Genomic DNA, 20,077 nt, shown 5'->3' on the forward strand with positions numbered 1-20,077 from the left:
GGGTGGGGGGCCCCATGCCGACGAAGTCGTCATGGGGCCCCCCACCCCGGCGGTCGCCCCGACGGGCTCCTCTCCTCGGTCGCTGGTCTCCCCGTGGTTCCCGTAGACGCCTGCCATCGCGACTCGCCGAGAGTGCAGGCCGCCCGCGGGCAATGAGACGAGCCCCCGTAGACGCCTGCCATCGCGACTCGCCGAGAGTGCAGGCCGCCCGCGGGCGATGAGACGAGCCCCCCTTGGGGGGCCACTCACACCAGCGCGAACAGCTAGCCGATCCAACGAGGGAGCGAAGCGACCGAACGGCTGCGAAGCGGCCGCCTTTGGCAACGTGCCAAGGCGGCCGCGGGGGGGGCTAAACTAACCGACTTGGATTCCGATGCCGCGGCGGGCGTCGAAGTAGTCTTCGGAGATCGAGTAGAGCACGAGCTCTTTGATCTTGTCCTTCGGCGTCATCGTCGAGCCGAGCACGTTCTGCTCTTGCGAGACCATGAGAGCGGAGGTCTGGAGGTCGCCGCACATCAGCAGGCCGACGCGGTAGCTGGTCAGCTCGACGGCGGCGGCCCAGCGCTTGACGTCGGTCGAGCCGCCGGCCTGCACGAACTTCTTCATGAGGCTGGAGAGCTGGTCGACGTGGCCGGCGCTCATGCGACCCTTGATCTCGCGCGCGATCGAGTCGAGCGCGGCCGTGTCACCTTGGACCGGCATGCCGCAGATCCGCATGCAGGCCATGAACACCTGCTTGAGGCTCTGCGGTGACCGGTCGATGGTCACGTAGGCGTAGTGCGGCGGGTACAGGTCCATCATGCTCTTGCCCAGGGCGAACACGAGGTGATGCTCCTTCTTGCCGCGCAGGACGTTGGAGTAGACGACCATCGAGGGGTGCACGGCGCCGTCGCGCTTGACGTTGATCACGGTGACGTCGCCGGGATCGCTGGGGCGCAGGTACACGTCGGGGGCGCCGACGTTGAGCACGTCCTTGACGTACTTGGCGATCTGGCAAAACGGCGACGGATCCAGAGTGATGTCGGTCCGCGAGTCGGCCTTGATCGTGGGCGGTAGCTCCTTGGCCTGCCACGCGGCCAGCGGCTGCGCGACGAGACCCAGGATGCCGGTCAGGTACGGGTCCTGATCAGGGTGGAACACGTGCTTGCGCATCGTGGTCTCGCTGAGCCGCTGGCGAGCGCGGACGAAGCCCTCTTGCCGATGGCGGTCGTACAGCGTCTGCTGGTCGTCGTTGGCCTTCTTCAGGAACGCGAGGGCCTGGGCCACGCACCAGGCCTTATCGACCTGATTGCTCTGCCGATAGATGTTGTAGAGCGCGTGGTAGCTCTCGATCCGGTACGGCTCCTGGGCGATGAGCGCCTGGTGAGCGGCGACGGCCTTGGGCGCGAACTCGTTGGGGTTCTGCTCGAGCAGGCGCTCGTACAGCTCCGCGAGGATGATCTGCCACTTGGGGTTGTTCGGGTCGAACTGCGTCGCGACGATCGTGAACACCTCGGCGGCCGACTGGTAGTTGTCGAGCCGGGTCCGGTAGATCTCGCCGAGGTTGCTCCACAGCGCCAGCGCCAGCTCCTCTTGGCCGGTCGCGGGCAGCCGCTTGATCATCTTGCGATACGAGCGCTCGAGGCTCTTCCAGTCCTTGGTCTTGGTGACCAGGGCGTCGATCGCCTGGAACGCCTTGAGGTAGGTCGGATCGTCGTCGAGGACCGTGTTGAACCGATCGATCGCCTCGTCCTGGGCCTTGAGGCTGTCACGCAACACGACGGCCGCCGAGTAGTTGTAGCGGCTGCGGCGAAGGGCGTTCTGCTCGATCTCCACGATCCGATCGATGATCGAGATCAGCTCGTCCCACTGCTTGTTCTCCTGGTACAGGGCCAGGAGCGTGTGCAGCATCGGGAAGTCCTGCGGACGCAGGTCGAGACCAGACGAGAACGCCTCGGCGGCCTTGGTCCGGTTCTCGAGCTTCTCGACGTAGAGCTCGCCGATCTCCTTGTAGAGCTCGAAGCGCTCGTCGTCCGACTCGACGACGTCGACCAGCGCGCGCTTGGCCTGGATCACGCCCTCCCAGTCGTTGGCGGCCGCCTGCAGCTCGATCACGGCCTCGAGCACGCCCTTGTTGAAGGGCTGCACTTCCAGCGCCTTCTCCATGTAGTTGAGCGCCTTGCGGGGCTCGTTCTGGCGGCGCTTGATCGTGCCGAGCCGGTAGTAGACGAGCACGGTGTCGTCGTCGCTCTGGCTGTCGCGATGCTGGACCAAGATGGTCTGGTAGAGCTTGAACGCCCGGTCCCAGTTCTCCTGGTCGAACAACAGATCCGCCATCCCGGTCAGGACCTCGTGGTTGGTCGAGTCGATGTCGTAGGCGGACTTGTAGCGCTTGAGGGCCTTCTCGCCGTCGCCGAGCTTGCGCGCGACCTTGGCTGCGCGCAGGTACATCTCGCGCAGATCGTCGTCGTCGAGCTCGAGCTGATCGGACTTGCGCGCGAGCATGTCGTAGATCGGGTCGGCCTCCTGGAACTGCTCCTTGCGGTAGAAGATCCGCGACAGGACCTTGCCGACCCTGACGTGCTCGGGATCCAGGCGGATCGCCGCGCTGAACATCGTGGTCGCGCTGCCCTCGTCCTCGAGCTCCTCGAGGAAGATGAAGCCAGCGTCGGCCGCGAGCTGGGTCTTCTCGTAGTTGTTGTGCGAGTAGTCCGACGCAGACTGCAGCGTGCGCGCGGCCTTGAGCCAGTCCATCCGCGCCTTGTAGAGCTCGGCGAGGATGATCAGCGCGGGCACGTGACCCGGGTCGATCGTCAGCGCGTCGCTGAGGCGGCGCTCGGCTTCGACCTGATCCTCGAGCTTCTGGAAGTGGACCCGACCCATGCGGGTCAGGAGCTCGAGCCGGGCGTTGGGATCGTCGATCAAGCCGACCAGGCGATCCATGGTCTCGACCGCCGAGGGCCAGTCCTCAATCGCCTCCTGCAGGCGGCTGAGGGTGTTGGCGGCGTCGAAGTGGTTGGGGGCGAGCTCGAGGATCTCGCGGTAGCAGTCGATCGCCCGATCCGTGTCCTGGATCTGCTTCTCGAACACCTCGCCCATGGCCTGCAGCAGCTGGATCTTGACCTGGACGTCGCCGATCGCCTCCACGTGGTTGCGATAGGTGTCGACCAGCTCGGTCCAGCGCTCGAGCTCGTAGTACAGGTGCTCGGCCTGGCGATAGGTCTGATCCCGACCGGGATCGAGCATCAGGATCTTCTCGAGCACCTCGGCGGCGCGCTCCTTGTCGCCGGCGTGCTCGACCAGCGCGAACGCCATCTTCTCGTGGATCTCGATCTGCTCGCCGACATCGGCGGTCGCGTCGAGCTCGGCCTCGAGGGTCTCGAGGTACTCCTCGATGTTGCCCTGGCCCATGTACAGGCGCTCGAGCGCCTGCAGGGCTTCACGATCGGTCGGCTCGCTGGCGGTGATGTCCTTGAAGGTCTCGATCGCCGCGACCGCGTCCTGCAGGTTGAACTCCTGCACGCCGCCGATCCGCTTCTTGATGACCAGGATCTCGTCCGGGTCGTCCATGACCTGCGAGCGACGCTCGAGGATCGCGACCAGCTCGTTCCACTGCTGCTGGGCCTCGTGCAGGCGCGCGAGCGAGTCCATCGCCGTGATGCTCTCGCTGTCGATCTCGAGCACCCGACGGTAGCTCTCGACCGCCGAGGGCAGATCGACGAGGCCGGTCTCCTGGACCTGCGCGAGGTCGAGCAAGGTCGCGGCCTGAACCTCGGGCTCCTGCTCGAGCGGCACGATCCGGGCGAGCGTGTCCGACAGCTCGTGGGCCTGACCGGCGCGACGATAGAAGTTGGACAGCTCGCGCAGCGCGTTGACGCTCTCGGCGTTGAGCTCGAGCGCCTTGTGCAGCGACTGGATCCCGTAGTCGGGCCGGTCGAGGTGCTCGCCGTACCAGCGGCCGATCTTGACCCACAGCTCGCAGCGCTCGAGCGGATCTTCGATCTCGTTGACGATCGCGTTGTACTCGTTGAGCAGGTCGCCCCACTTGTTGGCGATGGTTGCGATGCGCTCGAGCTCGCGCGAGGTGTCCTCGTTCGAGTAGTCGACGTTGAACGCGGCCTGAAGCACCGCGAACGCGCTGTCGAGATCGCCGAGCTTCTCCTCGAACACCTTCGCGCCCTGCTGCAGGTAGCGGACCTTGTCCTCGTACTGCTCGGCCTCGGTGACCTCGGCGCGGGTGATCAACAGCTCGGTCAGCGCCTCGAACTGCTCGGTCTCGCGGTAGATCGCGTCGAGGGCGTCGGCGGCCGGCGGATGCCCGGCGCGCAGATCCAAGATCTCGAGGTAGGCCCCGGCGGCCTGATCCTTGTTCTCGAGGTTCTCCTCCCAGATCCCGGCGATCTGCATGAGGACGTCCATCTTGCCCTCTTCGTCGTCGATCGCGGCGACCTTGCGCTCGAGGATCTGGATGGCCTCGTCCCACCGGGCTTCGCCGGTGTAGAGCTCCTCGAGCGCGGCCAGGGCCTCCATGTCACCCTCGGCGATCGCCAGGACCTGCAGCCAGGCCGAGATCGCGTCGTCGGTGGCCATCAGGTACTCGCCCTGAATCGAGCCGATCTGCGCCCACAAGTTGCGCAGCCGCTCGTGGTCCAGCATGCCCTCGGGCAGCTGCACCATCCGCGCGAGGATGTCGATCAGCTCGACCCAGGCCTGGCTCTCTTCGTAGAGCCGCTTGAGGGTCTCGAGGGTCTCGAGGTTGCCCGGATCGATGTCGAGCGCGTTGATCCACGAGTCGAGCGCCTGCCGCTCGCGCTCGAGCTTCTCGCCGTAGGTCCGACCGAGGCGCTGGTACGCGTCGACCCGCTCGGCCGGATCCTCGACCACGTACACGACGCGCTCGAGGATCTCGACGAGCTCGTCCCACCGCTGGGCCCGCTCATGCAGGCCCGCGAGCTCGGTCAGCGCGAGCGGATCTTCACCGCGAAGATCGAGCACGCGGTTCCACAGATCCACGGCGTCGATCTCACGATCGAGCGCGTCCGAGGCCAGCTTGGCCATGCGCTGATAGCAGCCGGCCATGTCGTCGTCGGTGTTCGCGACGTCAACCATCTTTTGATAGTTGTCGAACAGATCCGAGAACCGATGCTGGCTGAGGTACAGGGCCTCGAGCCGCGACAGCGCCGTCATGTTGTCGGGCGCGTTGTCGAGCACCCGCGTGTAGGCGGCGATCGCCTCGTTGACGTTGCCGAGGTAGCCCTCGAAGGTCTGGGCCAGGCGCAGCTCGAGCTCGACGAGCAGGTCGCTGTCCATCACCACCGCGATCCGGCGCTGCAGGATCTCGGCGAGCTCGACGTACATCGCCGCGTGCGTGTAGATGCGATCGAGGGCCGCGAGCGCGGCGAGGTTCTCCGACTCGAGCTCGAGGACCGCCCGGTAGTATTCGATCGCCCGACCGTAGTCTTGCAGCTTGTGGTCGAGGACCCGCGCGCTGCGTGACAGCACCTGCTGCTTGACCTCCGGCGAGACCGACTCGCCCTCGAGGATCTGATCGCCGACGTCGACGATCGCGCCCCACTCCTGCGTGGCCTCGGCCAGGCGCTCGATCTCTTCGGTGATCTGGATGCTGGTCGCGTCGTCCATGTACGCGCGCAGCCACCACAGGAACGCCTGACCAATGTCACCCAGGCGGCGCTCGCAGATCTCGGCGACGTTCTGGATCACGACGAAGCGATCCGCGGCCTCGTCGATGGTTCCGAGCCGAGCCTCACCGAGCTTGACCAGCGGCTCCCAGCGCTCAGCCGCGAAGTAGATCGGCTCGAGGATCTCGGCGATCTCGTGCTGATGCTCGCCCTCGTAGAAGATGAACTCGAGCGACTGCTGGCTGGGCGAGTGATCCGGCTGGATGTTGAGGATGTTCTGGTAGGCCTCGATCGCGTGAGGCAGGTCGTTCATGGACAGCTGGTAGGTCTGGCCCATGCGGAACTGCAGCTCGATCGACTCGACCTCGTCGTCGGTGATCCTGATCTGCCGCTCGAGGTTCTCGACCAGCTCCTGCCAGCGCTCGAGGTGGCTGAAGATCGCGTCGAGGGCCTCGATCGCGTCGCGATCCTCCGGGTCCTCGACCAGCACCTTCTTGTAGCGCTCGATCGCGCCCTCGACGTCCGAGAGCTGGTTGAGGCGCACGGCCGCGACGCGCTTGAGCATCTTGGCCTTGACCAGCGGGTCCATGATGTTCTGGGCCTGCTCGTCGAGGATCCGCGCGTACTTGTCCCAGTCGCCGGTGACCTCGGCGAGCCGCGTCATCTGATCGACGGTGGTCTCGTCCTCCTGGTCGATCGCCAGCGCGCGCGCGTAGGTGTCAAAGCCCTTGTCGAACTCCTGCAGCTGCCGCTCGTAGGTGTCGGCGATCTTGTGCAAGCGCTCGATCCGGGCCAGCGGATCCTCGGTGTGGACGACCATGACCTCATAGAGGTCGATGAGCTTCTCCCACTCGGCGAGCTGCTCGTAGAACGGCTCGAGCACCTCGGCGGCCATCATCGGCTGGGTGTCACCGTGGGCGATCCGACCGAGCGCCTCGATCGTCGGCTCATGATTGGGATCGTGGGCGAGCACCTCGCGGTACGACTCGACCGCGCGGACCGGGTCCGCCAGCTGGTTCTCCCACAGCGCGCCGATCCGGTGACGCAGGGCCGTCTGGGCCTCGTGGCGGTCCGCCACGTCGACGGCCTGCTCGAGGATCTGCAGCTGATCGTGCCAGCGCTCGGCCTGGCCGTAGAGACGATCCAGCGCCTGGATCGCGTCGTAGTCGGTCGGGTCGATGTCGAGGATCGCCTGGTAGGTGTCGATCGCCCGGTCGACGTCGCCGAGCTCGCGGTCGTGGACCTGCCCGAGCACGTGCAGGGCCTGACGGCGATCTTCGGGGGTCTCGGCCAGCTCGGTCTTGCGCTGGTAGACGTCGCGCAGCGCCTCCCAGTTCTCGAGCCCGAGGTACAGCTTCTCGAGCGCGTCGAGGGCCCGAGCGTCGGCGTCGTCGATGCTCAGCACCTGCTGGTACAGCTCGATCGCCCCCTCGGCGTCCTCCATCATGGTCTCGCGGATGTCCGCCGCGTACAAAAGCAGCGCCTTGCGATCTTCGGGGGCGTCGACCATCTCGGCCTTGCGGGTGACCGCGCCGACCAAGGCCTCGAAGTTGTTGGTCCGACGGTGGACCTCGATCAGCGCGTCGATCGCCGCGAAGTTGCCGGGATCGAGCTCGAGGATCTTGTTGTAGCTGGCCGAGGCCGAGGCCGCGTCGTCGAGGGTCGCCTCGTAGATCTTCGCCACCTTGTCGAGGATCTGGATGCTCAGCTGATCGTCGACGATGTCTTCGATCGCCGACTCGTACAGCGCGACCAGCTCGGCGTAGCTGCCCATCTGGTTGGCGAGGCTGTCGAGCCGCCGCTGCGAGTCTTCGTTCGCCGGGTTTTGCTTGAGCGCGCGACCCATCGCCTCGAACGCCTTGTCGGGCTGCTCGCCGGCGATCTCGTACAGCTCACCGATCTGGTGGAGCAGGCCGATGCGCTCGGCCGGATCGAGTGAGCGCGAGACCATGATCTCGTAGGCCTGGATCAGCTTCGACCACTCGTTGGTCGAGCGATAGATCGGCTCGAGGATCTTGGCGACGCTCAGCTGCTGATCTTCATTGTCGAGCAAGGTCTCGAGGGCCGCGAGCGCGTCCTCGTTGCCGGGATCGTAGTCGAACACCCGCCGGTAGATCTCGACCGCGAGCCCGGCCTGCGCGAGCTTCTCGAGCCGGACCGCGCCAAGCCGCAGGCTCAGCTTGATCATGTCGTCGGGGTCACCCGCGAGCGCCAGCTGGCGATCGAGGATCTCGGCCAGATCCGCCCAGTTCTCCTGGGTCTGGTACAGGCGATCGAGCGCGACGATCGCCTTCATGTTGGTGTCGTCGTCGGCGAGGATCTCGTTGTAGGTCATGATCGCCTCGTCGTTCTGCTGGAGCATCTCCTCCTGCAGGTAGGCGATCTTGAAGCGCAGGCTCTGGCGCAGATCCGGGTCGTCCTCGAACTCGACCTTGCTGCGGTACACACCGAGCAGCTCGGCCCAGGCCTCGGCGCGCTGGTACAGCTCCTCGAGGGCGTCGAGCGCCTCGCGGTTCTCGGGGTCGATGTCGACGGCCCGCGTGTAGCAGTTGACCGCCTGATCGGCGTTGCCGAGCTGGGTGTCATAGACGCCGGCGAGCTTGTGAAGCAGCTGCTTCATCAGCTCGCTGGGCAGATCCTTGACGACCGCGCCCTCGTACAGCTCGGCGAAGTCGGCCCAGCGCTCGTCGATCCCGGCGATGCTCTCGAGCGCCTGCTGAGCGGTCTCGTCCTCGGGGTCTTCCTTGAACGCGCGCGCGTAGGCATCGAACGCGGTCCGGCTGTCGCCGAGCGCCTGCGCCTGAATCTCGCCGATCTTGAGCAGCAAGGCGACGCGCTCGGGCGTCACGTCCTCTGCGGCGGCGAGGATCTCGAGCACGCGGACCAGCTGCGGCCAGTCCTCGCGTCGCTGGTACACCTCGCGCAAGATCGTTGCGACCCGGACCTTGAGATCTTCGTCGTCGAGCCAGCTCTCGAGCCGCTGGCGAGCGTCCTCGTGATCGGCGTCGTACTCGAGGACCTGGCGGAACAGCTCGACCGCCTCGGGGGCGTCGTCGAGGTGCTCTTGCACGACCACGCCAAGCCGATGGCGCAGGGTCGGGCGATCGGGCAGGGCCATGCCGGCCTCGCTCTCTTCGCCGTGTGCTTCGACGACCGCGAGCTCGCGGCGCAAGATGTCAGCGAGCTCGACCCAGTTCTCGAGCCGCAGGTACAGGCGATCGAGGGCCGCGAGCGCGCTCGGGGCCTCCACGCCCATGTCGAGCACGGCGTTGTAGGCCTGCACGGCCTGGTCCGCGTGGTCGAGCTGCTCGTGGATCGAGCCGATCCGGATCTGGATCTGACGCCGATCGTCCTCGTCGGCGGCGAGCTCGAGCTTGGTGCCGAGCACCTTGAGCAGATCCTCCTCACGACCAAGCGCGAGGTAGAGGTTCTCGAGGGACGCGAGCGCCGTCTCTTGCTCGGCGTCGATCTCGAGGATCTCCTGGTTGACGGACAGCGCCCGCTCGAGATCCGCGAGCCGCTTCTCGTAGACCTCGGCCACGCTCAGGCGCAGGCTGAGGCTGTCGGGATCGGGGCCGTACTTGCCGTACGCCGCCTCGAACGAGCTGACCAGGTCGCCCCAGAGGTTGGTCTCTTCGGCCAGCCGACGCATGTGCTCGGCGGACTCGGCCTGGGTGTGATCCTCGTCGACCGATTGCTTCCAGTACTGAAACGCCTGGGCCTGCTCGCTGTGGACGCGCTCGGCGAGATCGGCGAGCCGGGCGAGCAGCGCCTGGCGCTGATCTGGATCTTCGGTGTGGCCCAGCTTGATCTGGAGGGGCGTCGAGATGTGACGCTCGTCGCCGGCCTCTTCGTAGAGCTCGATCAGCGCCTCGGCCAGGGTCAGGTTGTTCTCGTCCTTGCCGAGCGCCTTCTCGAGCGAGCGCACGGCCCGGTCAGCCTTGTCGAGCCGGGTCTTGTAGAGCTCGGCGATCTTCAGAGTCAGGGTGATCCGGCGATCCTCGTCCTCGACGGTGTCGGCCTCGCGCTCGAGCACGCGGATGAACTCCGCCCACTTGTCTTGCTTGGCGTAGAACGCCTCGAGCGAGGTCATGTCGCCCTCGGCCACGTACAGCTTCTTGAGCGCGTCCTGGGCCCGACGGTTGTCGTTGTCGATCTCGTGCAGCGCTTCCCAGGTGCGGATCGCCGCCTTGTTGTCGTCGAGCTTGTCCGAGTAGAGCAGGCCGAGCTTGATCAGGTTGGCGCTCTTCTTCTTCTCGTCGTCGGTGACCTCGTTGAGGGTCTCGAGGGTCTTGGCGAGCGCCTCCCAGTCCTTCTCGCGCTCTTGCATCTGCTCGAGCACCTCGAGGGCCTCGACGTTGGTCGGGTCGCCCTCGAGCACCGCGCCCCACAGCTGGATCGCGATCGCCGGCTTCTTGATCTTGCTGCCGGCCGTGCGCGCGACCTCGAGCAGCTGGGTCTGACGCTCGACCGGATCTTCGATCAGCTGCAGCTCTTTTTGCTGGACCGAGATCATCTTCTCCCAGTCGCGGCGGCGCTGATACAGATCCTTGAGCTTGCCGAGCGCCTCGGCGTTGTACTCGTCGGTCTCGAGCACGGACTCGAAGCTCTTGATCGCCTCGGCCTGGTTGTTGAACTTGTCGAGGAACAGGCGCCCGGCCTCGAGGTTGAGCTCGGTCTTCTGCGCGGGGTCGTCGTGCAGCTCGGCGCGACGGCGGATCCGACTGATGAGGTCGGGCCAGCGTTTCATGTCTTCGAACTGCGCCTGCTGGGCCTCGACGACCTTGAGCAGCGCGACGTTGTCACCGGTCGCCTCGACCAGCTTCTCGAGCTGCGACAGGGTCGTGACGACCAGGCCGGGCTGCTTGAGGTGCTCGCGGTAGAGGTCGAGCAACTCCCAGTAGAGCGGGATCTTCTCGCCGTCGTCGTCGGTGTTCTTGATCTGGTCCTTGTAGAGATCGGCGACGTTGCTCCACTTGTTGCCGTCGATGTAGAGCTGCTTGAGGCGCGCGCGCGGGAGCTCCTTGTCTGGCATCGCGCTGACGGCCGCTCGCCAGGCGTCGATCGCCCGCTTGCCGCCCTTGGCGTCCGCGGCCCGGGCCTTCTTGATCAGCGCCATCTGCTCTTCGGTGAAGCTCTCGTCACCGACCTCGACCGTGCCCGCGTCGTCGTCCGCGTCTGCGTCTGCGTCGTCGCTGTCGTCTTCTTCGTCAGACTCTTCGGCCGCTGCGGCTTCGGCCGCGAGCGCGGCCTCGGCTGCTGCCGCCTCGGCTGCGTCGGCCTCGACTTGCGCCGCCGCGGCTGCCTGCGCGGCTTCGGCTTCGGCGCGCTCGGCCTCGGCCGCCGCTGCCTCCTCCGCTGCGTCCGCGTCGTCCTGTTCGACGGAGTCGGCCGCTGCCGCCTGCTCGGCCGCTGCCGCCTGCTCGGCCGCTGCCGCCTGCTCGGCCGCTGCCGCCTGCTCGGCTGCTGCGCGCTCCTCTGCTGCCGCCTGCTCGGCCGCCGCCGCCTCGGCTGCTGCCGCTTCAACTGCTGCCGCTTCGTCTGCCGCCGCCTCGGCCGCTGCCGCTTCGGCTGCCGCCGCCTCGGCCGCTGCCGCTTCGGCTGCCGCCGCTTCGGCCGCTGCCGCTTCGGCTGCCGCCGCTTCGGCTTCGGCTTCGGCATCGGCCGCGCCGTCGTCGGCCTGCTCGAACGCGCCGACAGTCTGCTGGAACTCGACGACCACCGTGTGACTCGGAGCGCCGTGCGACGCGAACCCGAGCAGACGATGCGCGTCGTCGATGTCGTTGGCCGTCCGCCACGCGAACTCGCCTGCCTGCAGCGCGATGATCGTCGCGTCGTCGGCGTCGTCCATCGCAGCCAGGCCACGATCCGCGAGGGCGATGATGCCCTCGATCTGTCCGCTCGCCGCCGCGGTCATGGCGACGGTGCGGAACGCCGCGATGTGACCGGTGAACGCGGCCGACGGATCCTCGTACGCGATGTCCAAGGCCTGGCGATAAAAGTACGCCGCCATGTCCGGGTTCTGCAGACGCACCTGCCAGATGTTTCCGAACTCGGTCAGCAGTCGCGAGCGCGCGGCCGCGTCTTCGATCAGGCTCGCGCGGCGATCCTGAAGCTGCTGGATGTGCTGCAAGTGACCGCCATCGGCGAGGATGGTCTCGGCGACGAACGCCGCCTCTGCGTCGGTTGGATCGGCGTCTAGCGCCTTGAACAACATCGGCAGCAAGCGCGCGTCCTCGGGCGCTTCTTGCTGCAAGATCCGAGCGGCGCGCAGGAACAACGACGAGACCTGCGTGCCACGCCCGGCGACCTCGGCGACGAGCGGGTCATCGCTACCGGTCAGCGCCTGCAGCTGCATGACGAGGTTGCCGATCCCGAACTCCCAGTTGTTGCGGTCGTACAGCGTCTCTTGGAAGCGAGCCTGGTAGTCGACGTTGTCAGGCTCTGCGTTCGCGGCCGCGGCGAGGAAGTCTTTCGCCTGATCGATCTGCCGCTGGTTCAACATCGCCGTGCCGTAGGCGTAGTTGAGTGAGGGCGCTCGATCGGGATCTTTGTTCGCGCGCAGCTCGAGACCCATCAAGCGCGTCACCATTTCGAGGTGCGCCATCTGGCGATAGATCTCGCGTGCACACTCGAGCGCGAGCAGGTTGGACTGATCGAGCTTGAACGCTTTTTGGTAGCACTGCATCGCTCGCGCTTTGTCGAGGAGCAGGTCCTCGCACGCGCGCGCTAGTTCGAAGAGCGCTGCCGACTGCTGTGAAGCTTCCGGGAGACTGACGGCCTCTTGCTCGATCTCGTCGATGACCGAGTTCCAGTCTTGGACTTCCTTGAGCCGCGCCTTGATCCGCTGGGTGACTTCCATCTGGCCCCTATCCTGCCAGCATCACTGGGTAAATTCACTGGCTGGGGCGTCGATATCACACCTTGTTGAAGCCGCACTCGACGCGCACGACTTCGTGGGCCCAGGCCGGATGGCGCGGCCCCTCCGACTGGACGAACGACCACTCGACGTGACCCTGCGCAACGCGACAGCTGCACGGACGAGCCGGGGCCGAGCGCTCGCGACGACGCGGCCCTGAACCTCGAGGTGCGAGGCTCGACGACCGAACTGCTCAACCCTGAGCGCTCGCGGATCAGGTCGACTGCCTGGGCGATCGAGGAGGCATCGCGGACCCGGATCGGGTCCAGCTCAGATCTGGCTTAGATCCAGATCCCGGGTGGGGACCTGCTCGATCTGCCTCAGATCGGGCTATCCATGCGGGCAATCGTGTCGTTCGCAACCTTCTTGATGTGCTCGGGCGAGTTTCCGGCCTTGGAGACGAACTCGTTGAGGGTCTCGGCGGCTTCCTTGCGCATCGGAATCTCTGCGTAGGCCATGCCGAGGCCGAACAGCACATCTGGCTTGTCAGGATCGATGCGCTTGGCCTTTTTGTAGGCCTCGACCGCGTCCTTGGGCTGGTTGAGGTTCAGCAGCGCCCGGCCCATGCCGTTCCACATGTCGGCGTCGGTGTCGTTGACCTTCGTGCCGGTCTCGAGCACCGCCATCGCAACGTTCGAGAACCCGTAGTCGATGTACATGTTGCCCAGCGACACGAAGCACGGGCTGTACTTGCCGTTGAGCTCGATGCACTTGCGGTAGGCCTGGTCGGCCTGCTCCGGCTCGTCGAGCTTCTCGTGCAGCGTGCCCATCTGGTAGTGGGCCCGATAGAGTTTGGGGTTGAGCCCGATCGCCTCCGAGAAGGACTTGATCGCGTCGCGCCACTTCACCTCTTGCTCCGCGCGGCTGGTGCCTGGCTCGAGCGACTGGGCGACCTGCACCGAGCCGATCTCGAAGTAGTAGTCGCCCTCGGGCTTGTCGCCCATGTTCTCGATCGCGCCGCGGAACGCCTTCTCGGCGTCGACCCACTTTTGCTGCTTGCGGTACAGCTTGCCGAGGTTCAGGTAGGCCTCGGCGTGCGTCGGATCGGTCTTGATCGCCTCCGTCATCGCGCGCTCGGCCCCCGACATGTTGTTCTTGTTGAGCTGCTGAATGCCCTCGTTCATTTGTTTGATCGAGTCCACGCGAGCTTGGCTCGTGAGGTTGCAGGCAGGCAGAAGGACCAGGGCGGTGAGAAGGGCGGCAGTGATCGCGCGGCGCATCAGGAGACCTCTTCGGGGGCGGAATGGTACCGACGGCCACACCTGGTGACAAGCGGTGGCGCACCGCTCGCCTCAGGTCGCGGCCTGGGGACTGTGAGGTTGGGGCTGAACTTCCGGGATCGGGCCGGTGTGGCCCGAGCTCTGGTCCGCCTGCGCACCACGTTGGCGGGGTGAGCGACGGCGAGAGTAGATGTCTGGATTTTTGTGCGCATAGACATGGACTTTTGCGTCCAGCTCTGTTGGCCGCACGAAACAGGCGAGCGTGGTCGTCGACCAGCTCGCCTGTTGAAGACCCACCACTGAGGTCAGCTGTCGGTTTGGATCAGCCGGGGCTCAGGTTGAAGGGGTAGGTGACGATGACGTTGCCACCACCGCGCGGCTTGGGGAACTGCCAGCGCTTGACCGCCTTGGCGATACAGTTGGCGACCGACGTGTCCTTGATCGTCGACTCCTGGACCACCGACGAGCCGACCTTGCCGGTGCCCGTGATGACGAAGTTGACGGCGACGCGACCCTCGAGGTTGGGGTTCTTGGTCAGACCTGCGTTGTAGCAAGACCGGACCTCGTTGATGTGTGCGCGGACGATACGACGGATGATGTCGCGGTCGAGCGCACCTTGAACCTCGGCCTTGGCCTGCCGGACGCGAGGGACCCGGGTGCCGCGGCCACCGAAACCAGCGCCCGAGCCACGACCGTAGCCCGAGCCCGAGCCACCGCCGCCACCCTTGCCGATCAGGCCGGTGTTACCCAGACCGATCGTGCCTTCGCCGGTACCACCACCGCCGCGGCCGGTGCCGACCAGGCCGAGACCGCCGACGCCGTAGGCCTCGCCGACTTCAGTGCCGGTCAAACCACCCCAGACATCTTCGTCGTCGTTGCCGACCGCGAACGCGCCACCGTAGGGCGAGGCCAAGAAGCTGCCGCCCTGCTGCTGCATCACGCCGAGGATGCCGGCGCTGCGCGCTGCCATGTCGGGATCGAAGTTGCGAGCCATCTGCGGGACCGCGTTCTTCGGGCCCTTCATCGCGTACAAGCCCGACTTCGACTTGCTCGAGGGCTTGCCCATCTTGCCCTCTTCGCCTGCGTGGCGCTGCCCGGTGCCGCCAGCCTCATCGTCGGAGACGTCGTCCTCTTCGGGCGGCGGCTCTTCTTCTTTGGTCTGGTCAGGCTGGTGCATGTAGCGGGCGTAGGCGGGCTCGCCCTCGCCGTCGTCCATGGTGATCGCGAGCAGGTCGTCGGGGATGCTGCGCATCAACATGTAGAAGGTGACAGCGATCACCGCGGTGCCGCCGACGTAGGCCCAAAACGGCCAATCCACGTCGCCGCGCCCAGCCACGACGGCGCCCGGGTTGACCGTGTTGATGTGGAACGCGATGTCCTCGTAGTTGACCTTGCCCTGCACGCCACGCGGGAGCGGGAAGGTGTAGTACGCACCGGCACCGCCCGCGCGACCCGTGGACACGAGCTCCTGCAGGTTGACGGTCTGGCCGTCGAAGGTCACCTCGCCGGTCATGTCCTTGGTGAAGTTCAAGGCGAACTCGCCACCGCTGGTGCGGACCAGCGGGAACGCGACGGCGTCGGGCAGACCGTGGGGCGGCACGTGGAACACGGCGTTGTGGCCCTCGCCGATCGTGTAGTCGCTGACGAGCTTCTCCGAGAAGCGCATCGCGCCAGCCACGAACGGGATCAAGCCGAGCAGCGCGAGGCCGAGACCGAGCGGGCCGGTGCCGACGCCGGGCTTGGCGGGCTCGGGCTTCTTGGCCTGCTTGGCCTTGCGAAGCTCTTCCGAGTAGTCCTCCCATGGCTGGCTGACTTCGTAGCCGAACAGGCCGAGGCCACCGAGGACCATCAGGCCGCCCATCGCCATCAGGATCGGCGCCGAGCCGCGGCGGCTCTTGACCTGACCGACGTGGGTGACGTCGAGCGCGGTCCGGCCGTACATTGCCACGACCTCGGCGACCTGACGGCCGTCTTGGACCTCGACCGCGCCGACGTCGATCTGGACGGGCGGGGCAGAGGCCATTGCCATGGGCGGTGCGGCGGCGGCCATGGGCGTGGCGGCCATTGCAGGTGCAGGTGCGGCCGCAGCTACGGGTGCAGCAGCGACCGCGGAGGCGTCAGCGATCTCGAAGATCTCGACGCGATAGGGGCCGAAGGTCAGCACGTCGCCCTGGCTGACGGAGGCGTTCTTGTCGATCGCGTCGCCGTTGAGGACGGTGCCCGCCGAGCTGCCGAGATCAATGACGCGGACGTCGTTGCCCGAGACCTCGATGACGGCGTGCATGCGAGCGACGGCGTCATCATCGAGGCACAGATGGCTGCTCTTGAGCTTGCCGATCTTGATGACGTCCTGCGAGAGCGTCTTGGTGTCGACGAGCTCGTCGTTGCAAAAGATTTTCAGCGTGAGCGTCTTGCTGGACATCGGGATCCTTTTAATCTTCGCCTGGGGCGGGGCTCAGCCCGGGTTGGAACGAGTGCTCACGGAAGGTAGACCGGAGCGCCGTCGGGCTCGTTTTGTCGGGGGTGTGGGGTTCGGGCGCCCTAGACAGCAGCTTGCTGGTCCGGTTCCTGTGCATGAAGAGTTTCTTCCTGCACAGGAGTCGAATCTAGGTGAGCCAACGCACTCGCAGTGGTTTGACGCAGCTGGACAACTGCATACGAGCCCAACGCGAAGCCAGGCTCGAACCCAAGGTGGGTCGAGCTGGCGTCGAGGAGCTCGTCTGGCGGGGTCGATCGACTGAGATCATGCGGCCGCTCAGATGTCGTTGGCCATCTTGATCAGCTCGGGGATGAAGTGCGGCCGGATCGTGATCATGCTGGCGTGCTTGCTGCGGCCACGCGAGCTCAGGTTGGCGCCTTCGGGCGACAGGACCTCGCCGTCGACGTCGTCGTCTTCGAAGTCGTAGACCGTCACGCCTTCGCCGTTGCTGCCGGACATCGCGGCGGCGTCAGCATCAGCTGGCGCGGCCCATGCCGTCGCGGTGAGCAAGAGGGCGGCACTGAAGGCGAACATGGGGGTGATCAACTTGATCATGATGGGCTCCTGGCGAGTGGGGCCGAACTCGACCCCACGGTTTGCAATCTTAGCGGTGAGAGGAATGTGTGTAAACCGCGGTGTCACGGCTCGGGGCATCAAAATGACATCAAAATGCGCGAGATCGCGGGATCTTCGCGGCCGGGCACTGAACGGGCTGGAGCGGCGAGAGATCTGGGAGGACCTTGGGACCTGGAGTGCTCCGTTGGCGCGAGGCCCGGCGCCTCAACCTTCGAGCAAGTCTTGAAGACTGACGGCGTTCGTCTCGAGGGCCCGCCATCGCTCGTGCTGCTCGGCGCGCTGGCGGATCTCGAGCAACAGCATGTCCTCGTAGAGGCCGGCGTTGACCTTGATCAGCTCGATGGCTGCGATCGAGTCCTTCACGACCGCGACCCGATCTCGCGCTTCGCTGACGGGCGCCCGCCACCGCGGCCCGCTGCCCGCCGCGTCGATGAAGCTTTGATAGTGATCGATCGCCCGCTCGTAGCTGGCGATCAACGCCTCTTCGTCGTCGGCGGTCGAGCTGAGGTGCTCTTGGGTGAGGACGCCGAGGTTGTACCAGGGCCGCGGATCCGTACTGTCGAGCTCGAGGGCCCGACGGTAGGCCCGCTCGGCGTCGGCGTACTTTCGCAGACCTCGCTTGGCCACGCCCAAGGCGATCCACGCGTCGACATCCGCGGCCACGACCGGGGCGTGAAGCACCGACTCGAGCGCGCGCTCGGCCGTGGCGTAGTCACGAAACCGAATAGCGACCATGGCGATGTTGCGGTTGGCGTCGACGTGGTCGGGCTCGATCTCGACGGCGCGCTGAAACGCTCGGAGCGCCAGGACTTGATCGTCGTCTTCGATCAACAGCAGGCCGCGAAGATTGTGGAGGTCCGCGCTTGCGACGGAGTTGGCCTCGAGCACCCGCTGTCCCTGGGTCACGACCAGGTTGGCCAGCACCAGGTAGGACTTGTCGTCTCGCCGACCGCGGTCGTAGTAGAGGCGCGCCAGGTTCTCGTAGGCCGCGCGGTTGCTGCTGTCGACGGCGAGGATCCGCTGCAGCTGCAGCTGCGCTTGCTCGAATTCTCGCAGTCCAGCGCCGACGGGGCTGTTGGTGTAGCGATCGCGCTCGGCCATCGCGAGGTTGTTGCGAGCCTCCAGGGCGTGGGTCGAGTCCGCTGCGACGGCGCGCCCGAACAGCGACGCGGCGCGATCGTGATCCCCCGCGGACCAGGCCAAGACGCCCAAGTTGTTGAGCGACGGCGCATGCTCGAGCCCGGCCAGCTCGGCGTAGATCTGGCCGGCGAGATCGACCTGGCCGCAGGCCTCGTGGATCACCCCAACGTTGAAGCGCGCCGTGATGATGGACTTGTCGCGCTCGTACAGAGCTTGGTAGCGCTGGCCGAGCAGCTGGCACTCGTCGGTGCTCAGGCCGTCAGCGGCGGCCAGCTGGTAGTCCGCGTGGATGTCGGCGAGCTGCAGCTGCGCCTGCTCGTCACCGAGCCCGGGCCCGGGCTCGGCGATGATCGAGCGGCAGTCTGCATCTCCAGGCTCGCAGGGCGGCGTCGGGGGGTGGCAGCCGAGTGTGCACAAAGCCAGAGCAAGCAGGGTGGGGACGGTGATGATGGTCGTGCGCATGGTGGGCTCGCCGGAGCTCGGCTCGGCTGCGCTGCGAACGACGACGAGCGTTGAACGGTCCACGCACCGCGCCCCCGACGACCACGCCCAAAGCCCCAAACCAAACCAAACCAAAAGCGAAGGGCGGCTCCGTAGTACGGGCCGCCCTCGCGCGCTGAGCCAGCGAAGATCTACTTGTCGGTCTCGGCCTTTGCCTCGGCCTCGGCCTCGGCCTTGGCTGCCGCGTTGGCTGCCGCCTCGGGGCTGGGTTGACCCGCTGCAGCGGCCTTCTTCTCCATGTCGAGCAGACGCTGGCGACGCTCCTGCTCCTGCTTCTTCTCGAGCTCGGCGAGCGCGGCCGCCTTCTTCTCGAGCTCCTCCATCACGCGGAAGGTGGTGATTGCATCGTCGATGATCGCCACCCGATCGAGGCAGTCCTTCACGGTGGCTGCGTAGGCCTTGTTGCCCTCAGCCATCTTGTTGAACTTGATGCAGTGCTCCTTGGCGACGTTGTAGAAGGCCTCGATCTCGGGCTGATCCACGTCGTCCTGGCCGATCAAGTGATCCTGGTTGAGGACCGCGAGGTTGTACCACGGGCGCGGGTCCTTCTTATCGACCTCCATGGCCTTGCGGTACCACTCTTCGGCGTCCTTGAACTTCTTGAGCCCGCGCTTGGCGACGCCCATCGCGATGTAGACCTCGACGTCACGCTTGACGGCCGGGGCCTTGAGCGCGGTGTCGAACGCCTTCTCGGCGGTCGGATAGTCGCGGAAGCGAATCGCGATGAAGCCGATGTTGCGGTTGGCGTCCGGGTGGTCGGCCTCGATCTCCACGGCCTGCTTGAAGGCCTTGAGCGCGTCGATCTGATTGTCCTGCTGCATGTACAGCAGACCCCGAAGGTTCCAGATGTCGGCGCTCTGCCGGTTCTCCTTCTCGAGCACCCGCAGGGCCTGGGTCACGACCAGGTTCGCCAACACCAGGTACGACGGATCCTTGAGGCGGCCACGGTCGTAGTACAGCCGCGCGAGGTTCTCGTAGGCGGCCTTGTTGCTGGTGTCGACCGCGAGGACGTTCTGGATCTGCTTCTCGGCAGTGTCGAAGTCCTCCGGGCTGAGCTTGTCTGCGTAGCGATCGCGGTGCGCAGCGGCGAGGTTGTTGCGAGCCGCGAAGGCCTGCTTCTTGTCAGCCTCGACCGACTTGGCGAACAGCTCGAGGGCCTCCTTGGTGTTGCCCTTGTTCCACGCGAGCACGCCCAGGTTGTTGAGCGCGAGGTGGAAGTTCTTGTCGCCGAGCTCCTGGTAGATCTTGACGGCCTGATCCTTGTCGCCGCACTCCTCCCAGAGCGCACCGACGTTGAACCGGGCGACCAACATCGACCGCTTGTTGCTCTGGTAGACGTCGTCGAAGCCCTTGGCGATGCTCGAGCACTCGGCCTCGGACAGCGTGCCGTCGGCCTTGGCCGCGACGTACTTCCCGTAGATCTCGGTGAACTGAGCCTGCGCCTGCTCGTCGGGCACCTCGGCGTTGGAGGCGTCCGCGAGCTCCTTGTTGTCGGGGTTCTTGCTGTCCTTGTCCTTCTTCTTGCAGCCGGTGAGGCCGCCAAGGCTGCCAACTAGCAGGAGCGAGAGCGCGACGCGCGAGAGAGTCGAGATGGGGAGATTACTGATCATCTTCATGGTTCAGC

At 66.1% G+C, this 20,077-nt stretch carries 6 protein-coding genes; all 6 read right to left on the reverse strand.

The features are described from left to right. Nucleotides 1-354: 354 nt before the first annotated feature. Nucleotides 355-12,480, reverse strand: a complete 12,126-nt coding sequence (locus ENSA7_RS23300; RefSeq protein ID WP_106091537.1) for a tetratricopeptide repeat protein — start codon at nucleotides 12,478-12,480, stop codon at nucleotides 355-357. Between the two features lie 377 nt (nucleotides 12,481-12,857). Further along, nucleotides 12,858-13,679: a tetratricopeptide repeat protein gene (locus tag ENSA7_RS23305; protein ID WP_181234027.1), complete on the reverse strand. Its 822-nt coding sequence runs from the start codon at nucleotides 13,677-13,679 to the stop codon at nucleotides 12,858-12,860. A 400-nt stretch (nucleotides 13,680-14,079) separates the two neighbouring features. Further along, nucleotides 14,080-16,179 carry an AgmX/PglI C-terminal domain-containing protein gene (locus ENSA7_RS23310; protein ID WP_106091539.1) on the reverse strand — a complete coding sequence of 700 codons (2,100 nt, stop codon included), beginning with the start codon at nucleotides 16,177-16,179 and terminating at the stop codon, nucleotides 14,080-14,082. A 333-nt stretch (nucleotides 16,180-16,512) separates the two neighbouring features. Beyond that, a complete protein-coding gene (locus ENSA7_RS23315) occupies nucleotides 16,513-16,791 on the reverse strand; it encodes a hypothetical protein (RefSeq protein ID WP_052556057.1) in 279 nt (92 codons plus the stop codon). 225 nt (nucleotides 16,792-17,016) lie between these two features. Then, entirely contained in the window at nucleotides 17,017-18,414 is a 1,398-nt protein-coding gene (locus ENSA7_RS23320) for a tetratricopeptide repeat protein (RefSeq protein ID WP_146158042.1), read from the reverse strand. Between the two features lie 170 nt (nucleotides 18,415-18,584). After that, on the reverse strand, nucleotides 18,585-20,069 hold the full coding sequence (locus tag ENSA7_RS23325; protein ID WP_106091541.1) for a tetratricopeptide repeat protein: 1,485 nt from the start codon (nucleotides 20,067-20,069) through the stop codon (nucleotides 18,585-18,587). Nucleotides 20,070-20,077: the final 8 nt, after the last annotated feature.

This window comes from Enhygromyxa salina (assembly GCF_002994635.1).
GTDB classification, from domain to species: domain Bacteria; phylum Myxococcota_A; class Polyangia; order Nannocystales; family Nannocystaceae; genus Plesiocystis; species Plesiocystis salina_B.

Bases quoted from the DNA above. Each gene is read 5' to 3' on its own strand.
- ENSA7_RS23325 (WP_106091541.1), bottom strand. From the start codon at position 20,069: ATGAAGATGATCAGTAATCTCCCCATCTCGACTCTCTCGCGCGTCGCG.
- ENSA7_RS23300 (WP_106091537.1), bottom strand. From the start codon at position 12,480: ATGGAAGTCACCCAGCGGATCAAGGCGCGGCTCAAGGAAGTCCAAGAC.
- ENSA7_RS23310 (WP_106091539.1), bottom strand. From the start codon at position 16,179: ATGTCCAGCAAGACGCTCACGCTGAAAATCTTTTGCAACGACGAGCTC.
- ENSA7_RS23315 (WP_052556057.1), bottom strand. From the start codon at position 16,791: ATGATCAAGTTGATCACCCCCATGTTCGCCTTCAGTGCCGCCCTCTTG.
- ENSA7_RS23320 (WP_146158042.1), bottom strand. From the start codon at position 18,414: ATGCGCACGACCATCATCACCGTCCCCACCCTGCTTGCTCTGGCTTTG.